The organism is Streptomyces sp. C36 (genome assembly GCF_040932295.1).
Lineage (GTDB): Bacteria > Actinomycetota > Actinomycetes > Streptomycetales > Streptomycetaceae > Streptomyces > Streptomyces triculaminicus.
Window position 1 is genome coordinate 140,943 of the sequence record NZ_JBFQGI010000008.1, and the last position, 17,901, is coordinate 158,843.

At 71.6% G+C, this 17,901-nt stretch carries 18 protein-coding genes; 1 reads left to right on the plus strand and 17 read right to left on the minus strand.

The genetic code is table 11. The features are described 5' to 3' along the window. Positions 1–69 precede the first annotated feature (69 nt). From AB4K12_RS24135 to pyrR, 9 genes are all read right to left on the minus strand, one after another. A complete protein-coding gene (locus AB4K12_RS24135) occupies positions 70–393 on the minus strand; it encodes an integration host factor (RefSeq protein ID WP_086566690.1) in 324 nt (107 codons plus the stop codon). A gap of 257 nt (positions 394–650) precedes the next feature. Continuing rightward, complete coding sequence (gene pyrF / locus AB4K12_RS24140; protein ID WP_086566692.1) at positions 651–1,502, minus strand: orotidine-5'-phosphate decarboxylase; 852 nt, start codon at positions 1,500–1,502, stop codon at positions 651–653. Continuing rightward, entirely contained in the window at positions 1,499–2,617 is a 1,119-nt protein-coding gene (locus AB4K12_RS24145) for a quinone-dependent dihydroorotate dehydrogenase (protein WP_368436525.1), read from the minus strand. Before AB4K12_RS24145 ends, pyrF begins: the two co-directional genes overlap by 4 nt. Before the next feature lie 82 nt (positions 2,618–2,699). Further along, the gene (gene carB / locus AB4K12_RS24150) at positions 2,700–6,011 is read right to left on the minus strand and encodes a carbamoyl-phosphate synthase large subunit (RefSeq protein ID WP_368436178.1); all 3,312 of its coding nucleotides are present in this window, start codon (positions 6,009–6,011) and stop codon (positions 2,700–2,702) included. Continuing rightward, positions 6,004–7,146, minus strand: a complete 1,143-nt coding sequence (gene carA, locus AB4K12_RS24155) for a glutamine-hydrolyzing carbamoyl-phosphate synthase small subunit (protein ID WP_368436179.1) — start codon at positions 7,144–7,146, stop codon at positions 6,004–6,006. The genes carB and carA overlap by 8 nt, the downstream gene beginning before the upstream one ends. Next, entirely contained in the window at positions 7,143–7,718 is a 576-nt protein-coding gene (locus tag AB4K12_RS24160) for a hypothetical protein (RefSeq protein WP_368436180.1), read from the minus strand. Before AB4K12_RS24160 ends, carA begins: the two co-directional genes overlap by 4 nt. Continuing rightward, positions 7,715–9,001, minus strand: a complete 1,287-nt coding sequence (locus AB4K12_RS24165) for a dihydroorotase (protein WP_368436181.1) — start codon at positions 8,999–9,001, stop codon at positions 7,715–7,717. The genes AB4K12_RS24160 and AB4K12_RS24165 overlap by 4 nt, the downstream gene beginning before the upstream one ends. A 2-nt stretch (positions 9,002–9,003) precedes the next feature. Next, entirely contained in the window at positions 9,004–9,990 is a 987-nt protein-coding gene (locus AB4K12_RS24170; protein WP_368436182.1) for an aspartate carbamoyltransferase catalytic subunit, read from the minus strand. An 89-nt stretch (positions 9,991–10,079) separates the two neighbouring features. Further along, a complete protein-coding gene (gene pyrR / locus AB4K12_RS24175; protein ID WP_190065082.1) occupies positions 10,080–10,649 on the minus strand; it encodes a bifunctional pyr operon transcriptional regulator/uracil phosphoribosyltransferase PyrR in 570 nt (189 codons plus the stop codon). 236 nt (positions 10,650–10,885) lie between these two features. Between pyrR and bldD the strand changes: the two genes are divergently transcribed. Further along, on the plus strand, positions 10,886–11,386 hold the full coding sequence (bldD, locus tag AB4K12_RS24180) for a transcriptional regulator BldD (RefSeq protein ID WP_004948690.1): 501 nt from the start codon (positions 10,886–10,888) through the stop codon (positions 11,384–11,386). Positions 11,387–11,496: 110 nt separating this feature from the next. On the opposite strand, the gene nusB is transcribed toward bldD, so the two are convergent. The 8 genes from nusB to aroC form a co-directional block, all read right to left on the minus strand. Beyond that, positions 11,497–11,925 carry a transcription antitermination factor NusB gene (gene nusB / locus AB4K12_RS24185; protein ID WP_362261656.1) on the minus strand — a complete coding sequence of 143 codons (429 nt, stop codon included), beginning with the start codon at positions 11,923–11,925 and terminating at the stop codon, positions 11,497–11,499. 2 nt (positions 11,926–11,927) lie between these two features. After that, the gene (gene efp, locus AB4K12_RS24190) at positions 11,928–12,494 is read right to left on the minus strand and encodes an elongation factor P (protein ID WP_086566707.1); all 567 of its coding nucleotides are present in this window, start codon (positions 12,492–12,494) and stop codon (positions 11,928–11,930) included. Between the two features lie 50 nt (positions 12,495–12,544). Then, positions 12,545–13,654, minus strand: a complete 1,110-nt coding sequence (locus AB4K12_RS24195; protein WP_086566708.1) for an aminopeptidase P family protein — start codon at positions 13,652–13,654, stop codon at positions 12,545–12,547. A 66-nt stretch (positions 13,655–13,720) separates the two neighbouring features. Further along, on the minus strand, positions 13,721–14,389 hold the full coding sequence (locus tag AB4K12_RS24200; protein WP_245872103.1) for an AAA family ATPase: 669 nt from the start codon (positions 14,387–14,389) through the stop codon (positions 13,721–13,723). Positions 14,390–14,520: 131 nt separating this feature from the next. After that, complete coding sequence (gene aroQ, locus AB4K12_RS24205; protein ID WP_368436183.1) at positions 14,521–14,988, minus strand: type II 3-dehydroquinate dehydratase; 468 nt, start codon at positions 14,986–14,988, stop codon at positions 14,521–14,523. Then, on the minus strand, positions 14,985–16,076 hold the full coding sequence (aroB, locus tag AB4K12_RS24210) for a 3-dehydroquinate synthase (protein WP_362261650.1): 1,092 nt from the start codon (positions 16,074–16,076) through the stop codon (positions 14,985–14,987). The genes aroQ and aroB overlap by 4 nt, the downstream gene beginning before the upstream one ends. Positions 16,077–16,083: 7 nt before the next feature. Beyond that, positions 16,084–16,629 carry a shikimate kinase gene (locus AB4K12_RS24215; RefSeq protein ID WP_368436185.1) on the minus strand — a complete coding sequence of 182 codons (546 nt, stop codon included), beginning with the start codon at positions 16,627–16,629 and terminating at the stop codon, positions 16,084–16,086. Continuing rightward, positions 16,626–17,810: a chorismate synthase gene (gene aroC / locus AB4K12_RS24220; RefSeq protein WP_368436186.1), complete on the minus strand. Its 1,185-nt coding sequence runs from the start codon at positions 17,808–17,810 to the stop codon at positions 16,626–16,628. The genes AB4K12_RS24215 and aroC overlap by 4 nt, the downstream gene beginning before the upstream one ends. Positions 17,811–17,901 lie beyond the last annotated feature (91 nt).

Consider the following 17,901-nt stretch of genomic DNA (forward strand, 5'->3'; position numbering starts at 1 on the left):
GCGATTATCCCGGTTCCCGGGAGTGCCTGGGAACGCCGGGCCGCCGCCGGGTGGCCCGCGGGCCGCCCGTCAGGCGGCCTTGCCGCCGAACTCGCGCTCCAGGGAAGCGATCTGGTTCGAGCCGAGGCCGCGCACCCGGCGGCTCTCGGAGATCCCGAGCCGTTCCATGATCTGCTTGGCGCGGACCTTGCCCACGCCCGGCAGGCTCTCCAGGAGGGCGCTGACCTTCATCTTGCCGATGACGTCGTCCTTCTGGCCCTGCTCGATGACCTCGTGCAGGGAGGCGCCGGAGTGCTTGAGTCGATTCTTGACCTCGGCGCGGGCCCGGCGAGCCGCGGCGGCCTTTTCGAGCGCGGCTGCGCGCTGTTCAGGGGTAAGGGGCGGAAGAGCCACGCCTACGTCACCTCGGATGTCGAACTGTCGGATACGGACCGGTGAGGAACCTAGTCGGCCCACACCTGCGGAGCAACGAGCAACGCGCTTGCACGTTCGCTCTCGTCGGAGACTAGCGGCCGATCCCGCTCCAGTCAGCGAGAACAAGCGAAAAGTCCTGGTCAGCCTCGATCGACCCGGACTTTTCCGGACATAATGACCGACAATTTTCCTTGGTGTTTGGCGTTAACTCGCCGCTCCCTCCGGCCTGGGACGCGCTACCCGGCCACCGCTTCGCGCACCTCGGCGGCGAAACGCGCCGCGCTCTCGCGCAGAGCGGCCGTATCCGGCCCGTGCCGGAGCACTCCACGGCTCACATTCGGGACAACGTCCCGCACGGCCGCGCCGAAGACCCTGGGCAGGTCGGCGGCGGTGGCGCCCTGGGCCCCGATGCCGGGGGCGAGCAGCGGGCCGTTGATGGCCAGATCGGCACCCGCGGCGCTCAGGGAGTCACTCAGCGTGGCCCCGACGACGGCGCCGTACGAGCCCATGGGCGCGGCGTCCGCGTTCTCGGCCCGCAGGTGGTCCAGCATCGTGGCCGCGACGCTCGAGCCGTCCGCCCGCACCGCGTGCTGCACCTCGGCGCCCTCCGGGTTGGAGGTGAGCGCGAGGACGAAGACGCCGGTGCCGCTCTCGCGCGCCAGGTCCAGCGCCGGACGCAGGGAGCCGTAGCCCAGGTACGGGCTGACGGTGACCGCGTCGGAGAACAGCGGGGAGGCGGGGTCGAGGTAGGTCGCGGCGTACGCGGCCATGGTCGAGCCGATGTCGCCGCGCTTGGCGTCCATCAGCACGAGCGCGCCGGCGGCGCGGGAGTCGGCCACGGCCCGCTCCAGGACGGCGACGCCGCGCGAGCCGAAGCGCTCGAAGAAGGCCGACTGCGGCTTGAGGACGGCCACCCGGTCGGCCAGGGCCTCCACGACGGTGTACGTGAAGCGCTCCAGGCCCGCGATGTCGTCGGACAGGCCCCAGTCGGCGAGCAGGGAGGCGTGCGGGTCGATGCCGACGCACAGCGGACCGCGCTCGTCCATGGCGCGGCGCAGGCGGGCGCCGAAGGGCTCGGGGGAGGTCATGCGGCTGCCTTCTTCCGGGTCTCGGCGCCGACGGCCTCGGCGAGGGTGGCGTAGGGGCTGGCGGCCAGGTGCTCGGCCAGGCCCTTGTGGATCTTCCTGCACCAGAACGGGCCCTCGTAGATGAAGGCGCTGTAGCCCTGGACCAGTGTGGCGCCCGCCAGGATGCGCTCCCAGGCGTCGTCGGCGGTCTCGATGCCCCCGACACCCACCAGGGTGATCCGGTCGCCCACACGGGCGTACAGGCGGCTCAGGACCTCCAGCGAGCGCTCCTTGAGGGGGGCGCCGGACAGGCCGCCGGCCCCGATGGCCTCGACGGTGCGCTTCGGCGTCCGCAGGCCCAGGCCCTCGCGGGCGATCGTGGTGTTGGTGGCGATGATGCCGTCCAGGCCCAGCTCGACGGCGAGGTCGGCGACGGCATCGACGTCCTCGTCGGCCAGGTCCGGGGCGATCTTGACCAGCAGCGGCACACGGCGCGAGGTGACGGTGCGGTCGGCGGCCTCGCGGACGGCGGCGAGCAGCGGGCGCAGCGCCTCGGTGGCCTGCAGGTTCCGCAGGCCGGGCGTGTTGGGCGAGGAGACGTTGACGACGAGGTAGTCGGCGTGGGCGGCCAGGCGCTCGGTGGAGGTGACGTAGTCGGCGACGGCCTCCTCCTCCGGCACGACCTTGGTCTTGCCGATGTTGACGCCGACCGTCGTCCTGAAGATCGCCTCGCGGGCCGCCAGGCGCTCCGCGACGGCCGCCGAGCCGTCGTTGTTGAAGCCCATGCGGTTGATGAGCGCGCGGTCCGCGACGAGGCGGAAGAGGCGCTTCTTGGGGTTGCCGGGCTGCGGCTGGGCGGTGACGGTGCCGATCTCGATGTGGTCGAAGCCGAGCATGCTCATGCCGTCGATGGCGGCGGCGTTCTTGTCGAAGCCGGCGGCGAGGCCGAACGGGCCGTGCATGCGCAGGCCCAGGGCCTCGGTGCGCAGCGCCTTGTGGCGGGGGGCGAGGACCGCGGCGACGAGCGTGCGCAGGACGGGTACGCGGGCGGCGGCGCGGATCCAGGCGAAGGCCAGGTGGTGGGCCTTCTCGGGGTCCATGCGCTTGAAGATCAGGTCGAAGAAGAGGCGGTACATGGCGGGCCTTCCGGGGCGGGAGGGGCGGACGGGGCGCATGCCGAGGGGGACACCTTCCGGTGTCCCCCTCGATGCGGGAGCCTTACGCCTCGCGGGCGTCGGTCAGCTGCCGCGCGTGCTCCTGCAGGGAGCGGACGCCGACCTCGCCCCGGCTCAGCGCCTCGATGCCCTGGACGGCGGCGGCCAGCGCCTGGACCGTGGTCAGGCAGGGGACCGCCCGGGCGACGGCGGCGGTGCGGATCTCGTAGCCGTCGAGGCGGCCGCCGGTGCCGTAGGGGGTGTTGACGATCAGGTCGACCTGGCCGTCGTGGATGAGCTGGACGATGGTCTTCTCGCCGTTCGGCCCCTCGCCCTCGCTCTGCTTGCGCACGACGGTGGCGTTGATGCCGTTGCGCCGCAGGACCTCGGCGGTGCCGGAGGTGGCGAGCAGCTCGAAGCCGTGGGCGACCAGCTCGCGGGCCGGGAAGATCATCGATCGCTTGTCCCGGTTGGCGACGGAGACGAACGCGCGGCCCTTGGTGGGCAGCGCGCCGTACGCGCCGGCCTGCGACTTGGCGTAGGCCGTGCCGAAGACCTTGTCGATGCCCATGACCTCACCGGTGGAGCGCATCTCCGGGCCGAGGACGGTGTCCACGCCGCGGCCGGAGGCGTCACGGAAGCGCGACCACGGCATCACGGCCTCCTTGACGGAGATCGGCGCGTCCAGCGGCAGGCTGCCGCCGTCGCCGGCCTTGGGCAGCATGCCCTCCTCGCGCAGCTCGGCGATGGTGGCGCCCAGGGAGATGCGGGCGGCGGCCTTCGCCAGCGGCACGGCGGTCGCCTTCGAGGTGAAGGGGACCGTGCGGGAGGCGCGCGGGTTGGCCTCGAGCACGTAGAGGATGTCGCCGGCCATCGCGAACTGGATGTTGATCAGGCCGCGCACGCCGACGCCCTTGGCGATGGCCTCGGTGGAGGACCGCAGCCGCTTGATGTCGAAGCCGCCGAGGGTGATCGGGGGCAGCGCGCAGGCGGAGTCGCCGGAGTGGATGCCGGCCTCCTCGATGTGCTCCATGACGCCGCCGAGGTAGAGCTCGTGGCCGTCGTAGAGCGCGTCGACGTCGATCTCGATGGCGTCGTCGAGGAAGCGGTCGATGAGCACCGGGTGCTCGGAGATCAGGCCCGCGTGGCGCTCGAGGTAGCCGGCCAGCGAGGGCTCGTCGTAGACGATCTCCATGCCGCGGCCGCCGAGCACGTAGGACGGGCGGACCATGACCGGGTAGCCGATACCGGCGGCGATGCCCTTGGCCTCGTCGAAGGAGTAGGCCGTGCCGTACTTGGGCGCGGGCAGACCCGCCTCGGTGAGCACGCGGCCGAAGGCGCCGCGCTCCTCGGCGAGGTCGATGGCCTCGGGCGAGGTGCCGACGATCGGCACGCCGTTGTCCTTGAGCGCCTGGGCCAGGCCCAGCGGCGTCTGGCCGCCGAGCTGGACGATGACGCCCGCGACGGGGCCGGCCTGCCGCTCCGCGTGGACGATCTCCAGGACGTCCTCCAGGGTGAGCGGCTCGAAGTAGAGCCGGTCGGAGGTGTCGTAGTCGGTGGAGACGGTCTCGGGGTTGCAGTTGACCATCACGGTCTCGTAGCCGGCGTCGCTGAGCGCGAACGAGGCGTGGACGCAGGAGTAGTCGAACTCGATGCCCTGGCCGATGCGGTTCGGGCCCGAGCCCAGGATGATCACGGCGGGCTTCTCGCGCGGCGCGACCTCGGTCTCCTCGTCGTAGGAGGAGTAGAAGTACGGCGTCTTCGCGGCGAACTCGGCGGCGCAGGTGTCGACCGTCTTGTAGACCGGGCGGACGCCGAGGGCCTGGCGCACCTCGCGGACGACGTCCTCGCGCAGGCCGCGGATCGCGCCGATCTGGGCGTCGGAGAAGCCGTGGCGCTTGGCCTCGGCCAGGAGCTCGGGCTGCAGCTTCTCGGCGGCGGCCAGCTCGTCGGCGATCTCCTTGATCAGGAAGAGCTGGTCGACGAACCACGGGTCGATCTTCGTCGCGTCGAAGACCTCCTCCGCGGTGGCGCCGGCGCGGATGGCGGCCATGACGGTGTTGATCCGGCCGTCGGTGGGACGGATCGCCTTCTCCAGCAGCTCGGCCTTGTCGCCGGGCTCGGAGACGAAGTCGAACTGCGAGCCCTTCTTCTCCAGCGAGCGCAGCGCCTTCTGCAGGGCCTCGGTGAAGTTACGGCCGATGGCCATGGCCTCGCCGACCGACTTCATGGTCGTGGTGAGGGTGGCGTCGGCGGCCGGGAACTTCTCGAACGCGAAGCGGGGCGCCTTGACCACGACGTAGTCGAGCGTGGGCTCGAAGGACGCCGGGGTCTTCTCGGTGATGTCGTTGGGGATCTCGTCCAGCGTGTAGCCGACGGCCAGGCGGGCGGCGATCTTGGCGATCGGGAAGCCGGTGGCCTTGGAGGCGAGCGCCGAGGAGCGCGAGACGCGCGGGTTCATCTCGATGACGATGACCCGGCCGTCCTCGGGGTTGACCGCGAACTGGATGTTGCAGCCGCCGGTGTCGACGCCGACCTCGCGGATGATCGCGATGCCGACGTCCCGCAGGATCTGGTACTCGCGGTCGGTCAGCGTCATCGCCGGGGCGACGGTGATGGAGTCGCCGGTGTGCACGCCCATCGGGTCGAAGTTCTCGATGGAGCAGACGACCACGACGTTGTCGTGCTTGTCGCGCATCAGCTCCAGCTCGTACTCCTTCCAGCCGAGGATGGACTCCTCCAGGAGCACCTCGGTGGTCGGGGAGAGCGTGAGGCCCTGGCCGGCGATGCGGCGCAGCTCCTCCTCGTCGTGCGCGAAGCCGGAGCCGGCGCCGCCCATGGTGAAGGAGGGACGGACGACGACGGGGTAGCCGCCGAGCTCGTCGACGCCCGCGATGACCTCGTCCATGGTGTGGCAGATGACCGAGCGGGCGGACTCGCCGTGGCCGATCTTGGCGTGCACCGCCTCGACGACGCCCTTGAACAGGTCGCGGTCCTCGCCCTTGTGGATGGCCTCGACGTTGGCGCCGATCAGCTCGACGCCGTACTTCTCCAGGACGCCGTTCTCGTGCATCGAGATCGCGGTGTTGAGCGCGGTCTGGCCGCCGAGGGTGGGCAGGAGCGCGTCGGGGCGCTCCTTGGCGATGATCTTCTCCACGAACTCCGGGGTGATCGGCTCGACGTACGTGGCGTCGGCGATCTCCGGGTCGGTCATGATCGTGGCCGGGTTGGAGTTGACCAGGATGACCCGCAGGCCCTCGGCCTTCAGCACCCGGCAGGCCTGGGTGCCGGAGTAGTCGAACTCCGCGGCCTGGCCGATGACGATCGGGCCGGAGCCGATGACCAGAACGGACTGGATGTCGGTGCGCTTAGGCACGCTGGCCCTCCATCAGGGAGACGAAGCGGTCGAACAGGTACGCGGCGTCGTGCGGTCCTGCGGCTGCCTCGGGGTGGTACTGGACGCTGAATGCCGGCTGGTCGAGGAGCTGGAGGCCTTCGACCACGTTGTCGTTGAGACAGACGTGGGAGACCTCGACCCGTCCGTAGGGCGTGTCGGTCGCGGCGTCGAGCGGGGCGTCGACGGCGAAGCCGTGGTTGTGGGCGGTGACCTCGACCTTGCCGGTCGTACGGTCCTGCACGGGCTGGTTGATGCCCCGGTGGCCGTACTTCAGCTTGTAGGTGCCGAAGCCGAGGGCGCGGCCGAGGATCTGGTTGCCGAAGCAGATGCCGAACAGCGGGGTCTTCCGGGAGAGGACCTCGCGCATCACGGAGACCGGGTGGTCGGCGGTGGCGGGGTCGCCGGGGCCGTTGGAGAAGAACACGCCGTCGGGGTTCACGGCGTAGACGTCCTCGGCGGTGGCGGTCGCGGGCAGGACGTGCACCTCGATGCCGCGCTCGGCCATGCGGTGCGGGGTCATGCCCTTGATGCCCAGGTCGACCGCGGCGACGGTGAAGCGCTTCGCACCGATCGCGGGGACGACGTAGGTCTCCTTGGTGGCGACCTCGGCGGAGAGGTCGGCGCCCTTCATCTCGGGGGCCTGCCGGACCCTGGCGAGCATGAGGCCCTCGTCGGGCAGCGCCTCGCCGGAGAAGATGCCGACGCGCATCGCGCCGCGCTCGCGCAGGTGGCGGGTGAGCGCGCGGGTGTCGACGCCGCTGATGCCGACGACGCCCTGCTTGGCCAGCTCCTCGTCCAGGGAGCGGCGCGAGCGCCAGTTGGACGGGACGCGGGCGGGGTCGCGGACGACGTAGCCGGCGACCCAGATGCGGCCGGACTCGGGGTCCTCGTCGTTGACGCCGGTGTTGCCGACGTGCGGGGCCGTCATGACGACGACCTGGCGGTGGTACGAGGGGTCGGTCAGGGTCTCCTGGTAGCCGGTCATGCCGGTGGAGAACACGGCCTCGCCGAAGGTCTCCCCCACGGCCCCGTAGGCGCGTCCGCGGAACGTACGTCCGTCCTCCAGGACAAGTACGGCGGGGAGCTTGCCGGTCCCCCTGGTGGAGGTCGTCATCGTGCGCCTTCCATGTCGGTGCTGTGCTGGTTGTGCAGGGTGGTCAGGGCCTCGGCCCAGTCCGTGTGCTCGGCCGCCCGGTCGAAGCGGAAGCCGGAGTCGATCGTGGTGTCGCCGTGCTGCCAGGTGATCACGAGCAGGCCGCCCTCGGCGAGGACCTTGCCCGCGATGCCCTTGTCGAGCCGGGCGCCGCGCAGCGCGGCGGCCGGGATGAAGAAGTCCTGGGCGCCGGGCCGCGTGACGGCCACGCCCTGCTCCGTCAGGGTGAGCTCGGCCTTGCTACGGGTGCCCAGGCCGTGCGCGACGATGCGGTCGAGCCACTGTCCGGCGGTGGTGGAGCCGTGGTAGCGGCCGGTCGTCACGAGGGTGGGCTCGCCCGTCCCGGCGGGGGCCGCGGGCAGCTCGGGCAGGCCGCCCTGGAGCGTGCCGCGCCACTTCCATCCCTCGCGCATCAGCCAGTAGACCAGCGCGATGAAGAGCAGCAGCCCGACCACCCAGCCGATGCGCGCGGCCCAGTCGGTGACGTCGGCAGACTTCTGCTCGGCCGCCAGATTGATGAGTGCAGATGTCACGCGAGATTCCCGTCCACGACCGTCGCCCGGCCCCGCAGGAAGGTGTGGGTGACGCGACCCGGCAGCTCACGACCCTCGTACGGGGTGTTGCGGCTGCGGGAGGCGAAGCCCGCGGGGTCCACGACACCACGGTAAGCGGAATCGACGAGGGTGAGGTTGGCGGGCTCCCCGGCGGCGATGGGGCGGCCGTGACCGGAGAGGCTTCCGATGCGGGCGGGCTTGTACGACATGCGCTCGGCGACGCCGGCCCAGTCCAGCAGCCCGGTCTCGACCATCGTGTGCTGGACGACCGCCAGCGCGGTCTCCAGGCCCACCATGCCCATGGCGGCCGCGGCCCACTCGCAGTCCTTGTCCTCGTGCGGGTGCGGGGCGTGGTCGGTGGCCACGATGTCGATCGTGCCGTCGGCCAGGGCCTCGCGCAGCGCCATCACGTCGTGCTCGGTGCGCAGCGGCGGGTTCACCTTGTAGACGGGGTTGTACGAGCGGACGAGCTCGTCGGTCAGCAGCAGGTGGTGCGGGGTGACCTCGGCGGTGACGTCGATGCCGCGCGCCTTGGCCCAGCGCACGATCTCCACCGAGCCGGCCGTGGACAGGTGGCAGATGTGCACCCGGGAGCCGACGTGCTCGGCGAGCAGGACGTCGCGGGCGATCACCGACTCCTCGGCGACGGCCGGCCAGCCGCCCAGGCCCAGCTCGGCGGAGACGACGCCCTCGTTCATCTGGGCGCCCTCGGTGAGCCGGGGCTCCTGGGCGTGCTGGGCGACGACGCCGCCGAAGGCCTTCACGTACTCCAGCGCACGGCGCATGATCACGGCGTCGTCGACGCACTTGCCGTCGTCGGAGAAGACGGTGACCCCGGCGGCGGACTCGTGCATGGCGCCGAGCTCGGCGAGCTTCTTGCCCTCCAGACCGACCGTGACGGCGCCGATGGGCTGCACGTCGCAGTAGCCGGACTCCTTGCCCAGGCGCCAGACCTGCTCGACGACGCCGGCGGTGTCGGCGACGGGGAAGGTGTTGGCCATGGCGAAGACGGCGGTGTAGCCGCCGCTCGCGGCCGCCCGGGTGCCGGTCAGGACGGTCTCGGAGTCCTCGCGGCCGGGCTCGCGCAGGTGGGTGTGGAGGTCGACCAGGCCGGGCAGCAGGATCTTGCCCTCGGCCTCGACGACGGTGGCGCCCTCGGCGCTCAGGCCCGTGCCGACCTCGGCGATGGTCTCGCCGTCGATCAGGACGTCCTGCGGCTCGCCGCCGAGGACCTTCGCACCACGGATCAGGATCTTCGTCATGGTTACTTGTTCTCCTCGGTGCGGGCGTTGTTCGTGGTGACGGCCGGCTCGGAGCCGCCGAGCAGCAGGTAGAGGACGGCCATGCGGATCGAGACGCCGTTGGCGACCTGCTCGACGGCCGTGCAGCGCGGGGAGTCGGCGACCTCGGCGGTGATCTCCATGCCGCGGTTCATCGGGCCGGGGTGCATGACGACGGAGTGCTCCGGCATCTTCGCCATGCGGTCGCCGTCCAGGCCGTAGCGGCGCGCGTACTCACGCTCGGTCGGGAAGAACGCGGCGTTCATCCGCTCGCGCTGCACCCGCAGCATCATCACGGCGTCGGACTTCGGCAGCACCGCGTCCAGGTCGTAGGAGATCTCGCACGGCCAGCTCTCGACGCCCACCGGCACCAGCGTGGGCGGCGCGACCAGCGTGACCTCGGCGCCCAGGGTGTGCAGCAGGAGCACGTTGGAGCGGGCGACGCGGCTGTGCAGCACGTCGCCGACGATCGTGATGCGGCGCCCGGCCAGGTCCTTGCCCAGGCCCGCGTCCCGGCCGACCAGGCGGCGGCGCATGGTGAAGGCGTCCAGCAGGGCCTGGGTGGGGTGCTCGTGGGTGCCGTCGCCGGCGTTGACGACGGCGCCGTCGATCCAGCCGGAGTTCGCCAGCCGGTAGGGGGCGCCGGAGGCGTGGTGGCGGATGACGACCGCGTCCGCGCCCATCGCCTCCAGGGTCAGGGCGGTGTCCTTGAGCGACTCGCCCTTGGAGACCGAGGAGCCCTTGGCGGAGAAGTTGATGACGTCGGCGGAGAGCCGCTTGGCGGCGGCCTCGAAGGAGATGCGGGTCCGCGTCGAGTCCTCGAAGAAGAGGTTGACGACGGTGCGGCCGCGCAGGGTCGGCAGCTTCTTGATGGGCCGGTCGGCGACCCGGGCCATTTCCTCGGCGGTGTCGAGGATCAGGACGGCGTCGTCGCGGGTGAGGTCGGCGGCCGAGATGAGATGGCGCTGCATCCGGTTGCTCCGTGGTTGAGGAGGTATGCGGGGGTACGGACGGGCATGCCGCGGCACGGCCCCGGGATCACCGGGTCCGTGACGGGGGACTACTGCCCGTCGGCCGGGGCGGTCGCGCCCGCGCCGAGGAGCACGCTGTCGCGGCCGTCCTCCTCGGTCAGGTGGACCTTGACCGTCTCCCGCAACGACGTCGGGAGGTTCTTGCCGACGTAGTCGGCACGGATGGGAAGTTCGCGGTGGCCGCGGTCGACGAGGACGGCCAGCTGGACGGCGCGCGGCCGGCCGAGGTCGTTCATGGCGTCGAGGGCGGCGCGGATGGTGCGGCCGGAGAAGAGCACGTCGTCGACGAGGATGACGAGCTTGCCGTCGATGCCCTCGCCGGGGATCTCGGTGCGCGCGAGGGCACGGGCCGGGCGCAGCCGCAGATCGTCGCGGTACATGGTGATGTCGAGGGAGCCGACGGGCATCTTGCCGCCGGTGATCTCCTCGAGCTTGGCCGCCAGCCGCCGGGCGAGGAAGACGCCACGCGTGGGAATGCCGAGGAGTACGACGTCGTCGGCGCCCTTGGCGCGCTCGACGATCTCATGAGCGATCCGGGTCAGGACCCGGGCGATGTCCGGTGCTTCCAGCACGGGACGCGCAGCAGGAATTGCGTCCATACGAAACGGACCTCCTTCTCCGCCTCACGGGACGGACTTTAAAGGACGTCGGATTTACATGTTTCACCGTACCAGCACCGCCGGGCGCCTCTTGCCATCACCCCCTGACGGCCCAGAGCGGACGGCATTCGGCTTGACGAACCGAGATTACGCTGCGTAACCTCACAGTGAGTTACCAGACACGCGGCAGTCGCAGAAGACGCCGCCGCACGTCGATACAGCGTCCGGGGAGCTTTATGTCCAGCGAATACGCCAAACAGCTCGGGGCCAAGCTCCGCGCCATCCGCACCCAGCAGGGCCTCTCCCTCCATGGTGTCGAGGAGAAGTCCCAGGGGCGCTGGAAGGCCGTCGTGGTGGGTTCGTACGAGCGCGGCGACCGTGCCGTGACCGTGCAGCGCCTGGCCGAGCTGGCCGACTTCTACGGTGTGCCCGTGCAGGAGCTGCTGCCCGGCACCACGCCCGGCGGCGCCGCCGAGCCCCCGCCGAAGCTGGTCCTGGACCTGGAGCGGCTCGCCCACGTCCCGGCCGAGAAGGCGGGCCCGCTCCAGCGCTATGCCGCGACCATCCAGAGCCAGCGCGGCGACTACAACGGCAAGGTCCTCTCGATCCGTCAGGACGACCTGCGCACCCTCGCCGTGATCTACGACCAGTCGCCCTCGGTGCTCACCGAGCAGCTGATCAGCTGGGGCGTCCTGGACGCCGACGCGCGTCGTGCCGTGCAGCACGAGGACGCGTAGCGGTCACCAGGGCCGCCAGGCCTTCTTTTGCCGATAACAAACCGCCGTGGGGCGGGAAACCCGGCCGGGTTTCCCGCCCCACGGCGGTTGTGCGTTACGGCGACTGTGCCTTATGAGCGCCGAATGCTCGGCTTGAGCTCCTTGAAACGGCCCAGCAGGCCGTTGACAAAGGCGGGCGAGTCGTCGGTGGAGAACTCCTTGGCGAGTTGCACCGCCTCGTCGATCGCCACCGCGTCCGGGGTCTCGTCCTCCCAGATCAGCTCGTACGCGCCGAGCCGGACGATGTTCCGGTCCGCGGCGGGCATCCGGTCCAGGTCCCAGTCGACCGCGTAGGTGGCGATCAGTTCGTCGATCCGCGCGATGTGCTGCGCGTAGCCCTCGACGAGCTGCATCGTGTACGGATTGACCGACGGCTGACGGTCGTCGGACCGGGCATGCCGGATCCAGTCCGCGAGGACGTTCTGCACGGAGGAACCGCGCTGGTCGGCCTCGAAGAGGATCTGGAAGGCGCGCTTACGTGCCTTGCTGCGGGCGGACACGGTTAGCTGTTCACCCGGCCGAGGTAATCGCCGGTGCGCGTGTCGACCTTGATCTTCTCACCCGTGGTGATGAAGAGCGGGACCTGGATCTCGTAGCCGGTCTCGAGCTTCGCGGGCTTGGTGCCGCCGGTGGAGCGGTCGCCCTGGACACCCGGGTCGGTGTGCTCGATGACCAGCTCGACCGCGGCCGGGAGCTCGACGTAGAGGACGGAGCCCTCGTGCTGCGCGACGGTGGCCTCGAAGCCCTCGAGCAGGAAGTTGGCGGCGTCGCCGACGGCCTTGCGGTCGACCATCAGCTGGTCGTACGTGCCCATGTCCATGAAGACGAAGTACTCGCCGTCCATGTACGAGAACTGCATCGTCCGCTTGTCGACGGTGGCCGTCTCGACCTTCACGCCGGCGTTGAAGGTCTTGTCGACCACCTTGCCGGAGAGCACGTTCTTCAGCTTCGTACGGACGAAGGCGGGGCCCTTGCCGGGCTTGACGTGCTGGAACTCGACGACGGACCAGAGCTGGCCGCCTTCGAGCTTGAGCACCATGCCGTTCTTGAGGTCGTTCGTGGATGCCACGGTTGCGGTATCTCCTGGGCTGGTGGAACCAGAAAGTGCGATGCGCCCCGCTAGAGCGCGAGCAGCTCTTTGGTCGTAATGGTGAGTAGCTCGGGTCCGCCGTCCGCCTCGGGGCGGACGACGAGCGTGTCATCGATCCGGACGCCGCCCCGTCCCGGGAGGTGGACTCCCGGATCTACGGTGACCGGCACGCAAGCGTCCAGTTTACCCATTGCCGACGGTGCCAGCCGAGGGTCCTCGTCGTTTTCGAGCCCCACGCCGTGGCCGATGCGGGGTCCGACCCGCTCGCCGTGGCCCGCGGCCTCCAGCACGACCCGTGCCGCGCGGTCCACGTCACGGTACGCCGCGCCGGGCGCCAGGGCCTCCCGACCCGCCCGCTGGGCTGCGAACACCTGCTCGTACAGCTCGATCTGCCAGTCCGCCGGGGAGGAGCCGATCACAAACGTACGAGCGATTTCGCTCCGGTATCCACGATAGTCCGCACCCAGGCAGACGCTGAGGAAGTCGCCCTCCTCCACCCGGCGGTCGGTCGGCACATGACCGGCGCGCCCCGAGTTCGGCCCGGCCCCCACCGAGGTGGGGAACGCCGCCGCGTCCGCCCCGTGATCGATCAGCCGGCGCTCGAGCTCCAGCGCCAGATGCCGCTCGGTGCGCCCGACGAGTATCGACTCCAGCAGCTCCCCCAGCGCCTGGTCGGTGATCTCGGCGGCGATCCGCAGATGAGAGATCTCCTCGTCGTCCTTGACGATCCGCTGCTGCTCCACGGCCGTGCCCAGGTCCTCCAGGCGCGCACGGGGCGCCACCGAGCGCACCGCCCGGTGCCGGGCCACGGTCAGATGGTGCTCCTCCAGTGCCAGCGAGCCGGCCCCGGCCTCGACGGCCCGCTCCGCGGCCGCCACGGCCGGATCCCCCTCCGGGCTCGGCAGCACCAGGACGCCCAGGTCGTCGGCGGGCCGGCCGGCGCCGGTGACGTCCGCGAAGGGGTCGATGCCGCACACCAGCACATCGGGGCCCGGCCCCAGGAGGAGCACGGCGCCGGCCGGGGCTCCGCCCGCCAGATAGCGCACGTTGGCCTCGCCGGAGACCAGGGCGGCCTCACTGCCGGCCGCCTCGCACCGCTCGCGCAGCCTGGAGCGCCGTGCCGCGTACACCTCGGACATGCCTCCGAGCGTACGTTCGGCGGAGCTTTCCGGCCTTTCGGAGGACTCCGACCGGGGCCCCGCGCGCTACCAGGAGGTGAGGGCGCGGGCGACGACCTCGTCCAGGAGCCGGGCCGTGGTGGCGACGTCCTGGTGGGTGTTGTCGATGATGGGCAGACCCGAGCCGTACCAGCCGGCCATCCGGCCGTGGATCCGGGCGACCTCCTCGTCGCTGAGCCGGCGGTTCCCGCTGCGCTCGGCGTTGCGTTCGAGGACCACCTCCAGGCCCGGCAGCAGCACGACGGGCAGCAGGCCGGGGCCCACGTGCCGCTTCCAGCCGCCCAGGCCCACCACGGGCCGGTCGGGGAAGACGGCGTCGTCGAGGATGCAGGAGATGCCGTTGGCGAGGAAGTTGCGGGCGGCGAAGCCGCAGGTGCGCCGGGCGAGGCGATACTGCGCCTCGGAGTGGTCGTTCCAGCCGGACTGCGGGTCCGCGAAGCCGGAACGCACCCATTCGCGCACGTCGTCCAGGCTGATGTGGGCCGTGGGCACCCGGCGGGTGTCCGCCCAGTGCCGGGCCACGGTGGTCTTGCCGGCGCCGGCGGGGCCGATGAGGAGCACCGCGACGGCGGCGGTGGAGGCGTCGGCCGCCACGGGGGCCGGGGGAAGGTGTCCGGCGGCCTCGTTCCCCGGCGGGGGAACGGCCGGCATCGGGGGGTGGGCCGGTGGCAGCGGCGGTCCCACGGGGTACTGCATCCGGTGGCACTCCGTCTCGTGCGGTCGCGTGGTGAAGGGCGCTGGGCCAGACGGGAGAGTACCCGAGACCGCCCTCCCCGGCCGTCGCACCGCTCAACGGCCGGGGGTGACACGAAGTGCCCGACGGGCCGTCAGCCCGCGAGTTCCTCCGCCAGCGCGCGCAGCGCGAGCCGGTAGGAGCCGATGCCGAAGCCCGCCACGGTGCCGCTGGCGACCGCCGCGATCACGGACGTGTGGCGGAACTCCTCCCGGGTGTACGGGTTGGAGATGTGCACCTCGATCAGCGGCGCGGTGCGCTGCGCCGCCGCGTCCCGCATGGCGTACGAGTAGTGCGTGAAGGCGCCGGGGTTGATGACCACGGGCAGCGCGCCGTCGGCGGCCTCGTGCAGCCAGCGCACCAGCTCGCCCTCGTCGTTGGTCTCGCGGACCTCGACGTCGAAGCCGAGCTCGGCGCCCAGCCGGGCGCACTCCTCGACCAGCCCCTTGTAGGACGTCGAGCCGTAGACGTCGGGCTCGCGGGAGCCGAGCCGGCCGAGGTTGGGGCCGTTGAGGACCAGGACCCGCCGGGCCCCGCCGCTCACGCCGCTCATGCCGCTCATGCCGCGATCTCGGCGTGCGCGGCCAGCAGCATCGCCGGGTCCGGGCCCTCCAGGACCGTGGGCTTGGCCAGGCCGTCCAGGACGATGAAGCGCAGCCGGTCGCCGCGCGTCTTCTTGTCGACCTTCATGGTCTCCAGCAGCTTCGGCCACTGGTCGCCCCGGTAGGTGACGGGCAGGCCCACCGACTGCAGGACCGCGCGGTGCCGGTCGGCGGTGGCGTCGTCCAGGCGCCCGGCGATCCGGCCGAGCTCGGCCGCGAAGACCATGCCCACGGCCACGGCCGCGCCGTGCCGCCAGTTGTAGCGCTCGTTCTTCTCGATCGCGTGGGCGAGCGTGTGCCCGTAGTTGAGGATCTCGCGCAGGCCGGACTCCTTGAGGTCGGAGGAGACGACCTCCGCCTTGACCCGGATCGAGCGCTCGATCAGCTCGGCGGTGTGCGGGCCGGCGGGCGTACGGGCGGCCTCGGGATCGGCCTCGATGAGCTCGAGGATGGCCGGGTCGGCGATGAAGCCGGCCTTGATGATCTCGGCGAGTCCGCTGACGTAGTCGTGGACCGGCAGCGAGTCCAGCGCGGCCAGGTCGCACAGCACGCCGGCCGGCGGGTGGAAGGCGCCGACGAGGTTCTTGCCCTCGGCGGTGTTGATGCCGGTCTTGCCGCCGACGGCCGCGTCGACCATGCCCAGCACGGTGGTGGGCACCGCGATCCAGCGCACCCCGCGCAGCCAGGTGGCGGCCACGAAGCCGGCCACGTCGGTGGTGGCCCCGCCGCCCACGCCGACGATCACGTCGGTGCGGGTGAAGTTGGTCTGCCCGAGCGCCTTCCAGCAGTAGGCGGCGACCTCGACGGTCTTGGACTCCTCGGCGTTCGGGAGCTGGATCGCGATGGCCTCGTAGCCCTGGGAGGCCAGGTCCTCTCGGATCGCCTCGCCGGTCTCGGCGAGCGCCTCCGGGTGCAGCACGGCCACGCGCTTGGCCTTCGGGCCGATCAGGCCGGGCAGCTCGCCCAGCAGCTGGCGCCCGACCAGGACCTCGTACGGCGCGGTGCCCGCGCTGCCGGCGACCTGGATGCGGGTGGGGGCGTCGGTCATGCGTTCCTCACTGCGTGGTGTCCGGTGTGTGGGCCCGGGGCAGCCGCAGCGCCTCCATCACGGCGTCGGCTACCTGGGAGGGGGTGCGGTCGCCGGTGCCGACGACGGCTCGGGCGACCTCGGTGTAGAGCGGGCGGCGCTGCTCCATCAGCTCGCGCCACCGCTTGCGGGGGTTGACGGCGAGCAGCGGGCGCGGGGCGTCCAGGCCCACCCGGCGGACGGCGTCGGCCATCTCGACGTCGAGGAAGACCACGGGCAGGCCCGCGAGCAGGGCCCGGGTGTCCGGGTCCATGACGGCGCCGCCGCCGAGGGCGAGCACACCGGGGTGCTCGGCCACGGCGGCGGCCACGGCCCGCCGCTCCAGCTCGCGGAAGTGCGGCTCGCCCTCGTCGATGAAGATCTCCGGGATGGGCTTGCCGGCCATGCGCTCGATGTCGGCGTCGGTGTCGCGGTAGCCGGTGCCCAGCCGCTCGGCGAGCAGGGCGCCGACGGTGGACTTGCCCGCGCCGGGCGGGCCCACCAGGACGACCGCGGGAGTGCCGGGTGCCGTCACTTGATGGCCAGGTTCTCGAGGTAGCCGCGGACGTTGCGGCGGGTCTCGGCGACGCTGTCGCCGCCGAACTTCTCCACCACGGCGTCGGCGAGCACCAGCGCCACCATGGCCTCCGCGACGATGCCGGCCGCGGGCACGGCGCACACGTCGGAACGCTGGTGGTGGGCCTGCGCGGCCTCGCCGGTGACGACGTCCACCGTCGCCAGCGCGTGGGGCACGGTCGCGATCGGCTTCATCGCGGCCCGTACGCGCAGCAGCTCACCGGTCGTCAGGCCGCCCTCGGTGCCGCCGGAGCGGCCGGAGGTGCGGCGGATGCCGTCCTCGGTGGCCACGATCTCGTCGTGCGCCTGGGAGCCGGGCACCCGGGCGAGCTCGAAGCCGTCGCCGACCTCGACGCCCTTGATGGCCTGAATGCCCATCAGGGCGGCGGCCAGGCGGGCGTCCAGGCGGCGGTCCCAGTGGGTGTGGGAGCCCAGGCCCACCGGCACGCCGTAGGCCAGCACCTCGACGACGCCGCCGAGGGTGTCGCCGTCCTTGTGGGCCTGGTCGATCTCGGCGACCATCGCCTCGCTCGCGGCCCGGTCCAGGCAGCGCACCGGGTCGGCGTCGAGCTTCTCGACGTCGGAGGGCTTGGGGTACACGCCGTACGGGGCCTTGGCGGCGGCCAGCTCCACGACGTGGGAGACGATCTCGATGCCGGCCGCCTCCTTGACGAAGGAGCGGGCCACGGCGCCGAGGGCGACACGGGCGGCGGTCTCCCGGGCGGAGGCGCGCTCCAGGATCGGGCGGGCGTCGGCCACGCCATACTTCTGCATGCCCGCCAAGTCCGCGTGACCGGGACGGGGACGGGTCAACGGGGCGTTACGGGCCATACCGTCGAGCTCGGCGGGATCGACCGGGTCGGCCGCCATCACCTTCTCCCACTTGGGCCACTCGGTGTTGCCGACCATGACGGCGACCGGTGAGCCCATCGTCAGGCCGTGCCGGACGCCGCCGAGGAAGGTGACCTCGTCGCGCTCGAACTTCATGCGGGCACCGCGCCCATAGCCGAGGCGCCGCCGGGCCAGGTGGTCCGCCACCATCTCCGTGGTGATCGGCACGCCGGCGGGAAGACCCTCCAGCGTCGCCACGAGTGCGGGGCCGTGCGACTCCCCCGCGGTCAGCCAGCGCAACCTGCTCAACGGTGCTCCTCAGTAGCCATGGCCTTGCGAAATGCTCGCTCTGATCCTCCCACGAGCTGTCGCCAGTACCGGGCGCAGGTCCAAGGTGCGG

What these genes read in the sequence shown, in the direction of transcription:
- pyrF (WP_086566692.1), bottom strand. Translation starts at nt 1,502, where the DNA reads ATGACCTCCCCCGAGCCCTTCGGCGCCCGCCTGCGCCGCGCCATGGAC.
- AB4K12_RS24145 (WP_368436525.1), bottom strand. Translation starts at nt 2,617, where the DNA reads ATGTACCGCCTCTTCTTCGACCTGATCTTCAAGCGCATGGACCCCGAG.
- carA (WP_368436179.1), bottom strand. Translation starts at nt 7,146, where the DNA reads ATGACGACCTCCACCAGGGGGACCGGCAAGCTCCCCGCCGTACTTGTC.
- AB4K12_RS24165 (WP_368436181.1), bottom strand. Translation starts at nt 9,001, where the DNA reads ATGACGAAGATCCTGATCCGTGGTGCGAAGGTCCTCGGCGGCGAGCCG.
- AB4K12_RS24170 (WP_368436182.1), bottom strand. Translation starts at nt 9,990, where the DNA reads ATGCAGCGCCATCTCATCTCGGCCGCCGACCTCACCCGCGACGACGCC.
- pyrR (WP_190065082.1), bottom strand. Translation starts at nt 10,649, where the DNA reads ATGGACGCAATTCCTGCTGCGCGTCCCGTGCTGGAAGCACCGGACATC.
- bldD (WP_004948690.1), top strand. Translation starts at nt 10,886, where the DNA reads ATGTCCAGCGAATACGCCAAACAGCTCGGGGCCAAGCTCCGCGCCATC.
- AB4K12_RS24195 (WP_086566708.1), bottom strand. Translation starts at nt 13,654, where the DNA reads ATGTCCGAGGTGTACGCGGCACGGCGCTCCAGGCTGCGCGAGCGGTGC.
- AB4K12_RS24200 (WP_245872103.1), bottom strand. Translation starts at nt 14,389, where the DNA reads ATGCAGTACCCCGTGGGACCGCCGCTGCCACCGGCCCACCCCCCGATG.
- aroQ (WP_368436183.1), bottom strand. Translation starts at nt 14,988, where the DNA reads ATGAGCGGCATGAGCGGCGTGAGCGGCGGGGCCCGGCGGGTCCTGGTC.
- aroB (WP_362261650.1), bottom strand. Translation starts at nt 16,076, where the DNA reads ATGACCGACGCCCCCACCCGCATCCAGGTCGCCGGCAGCGCGGGCACC.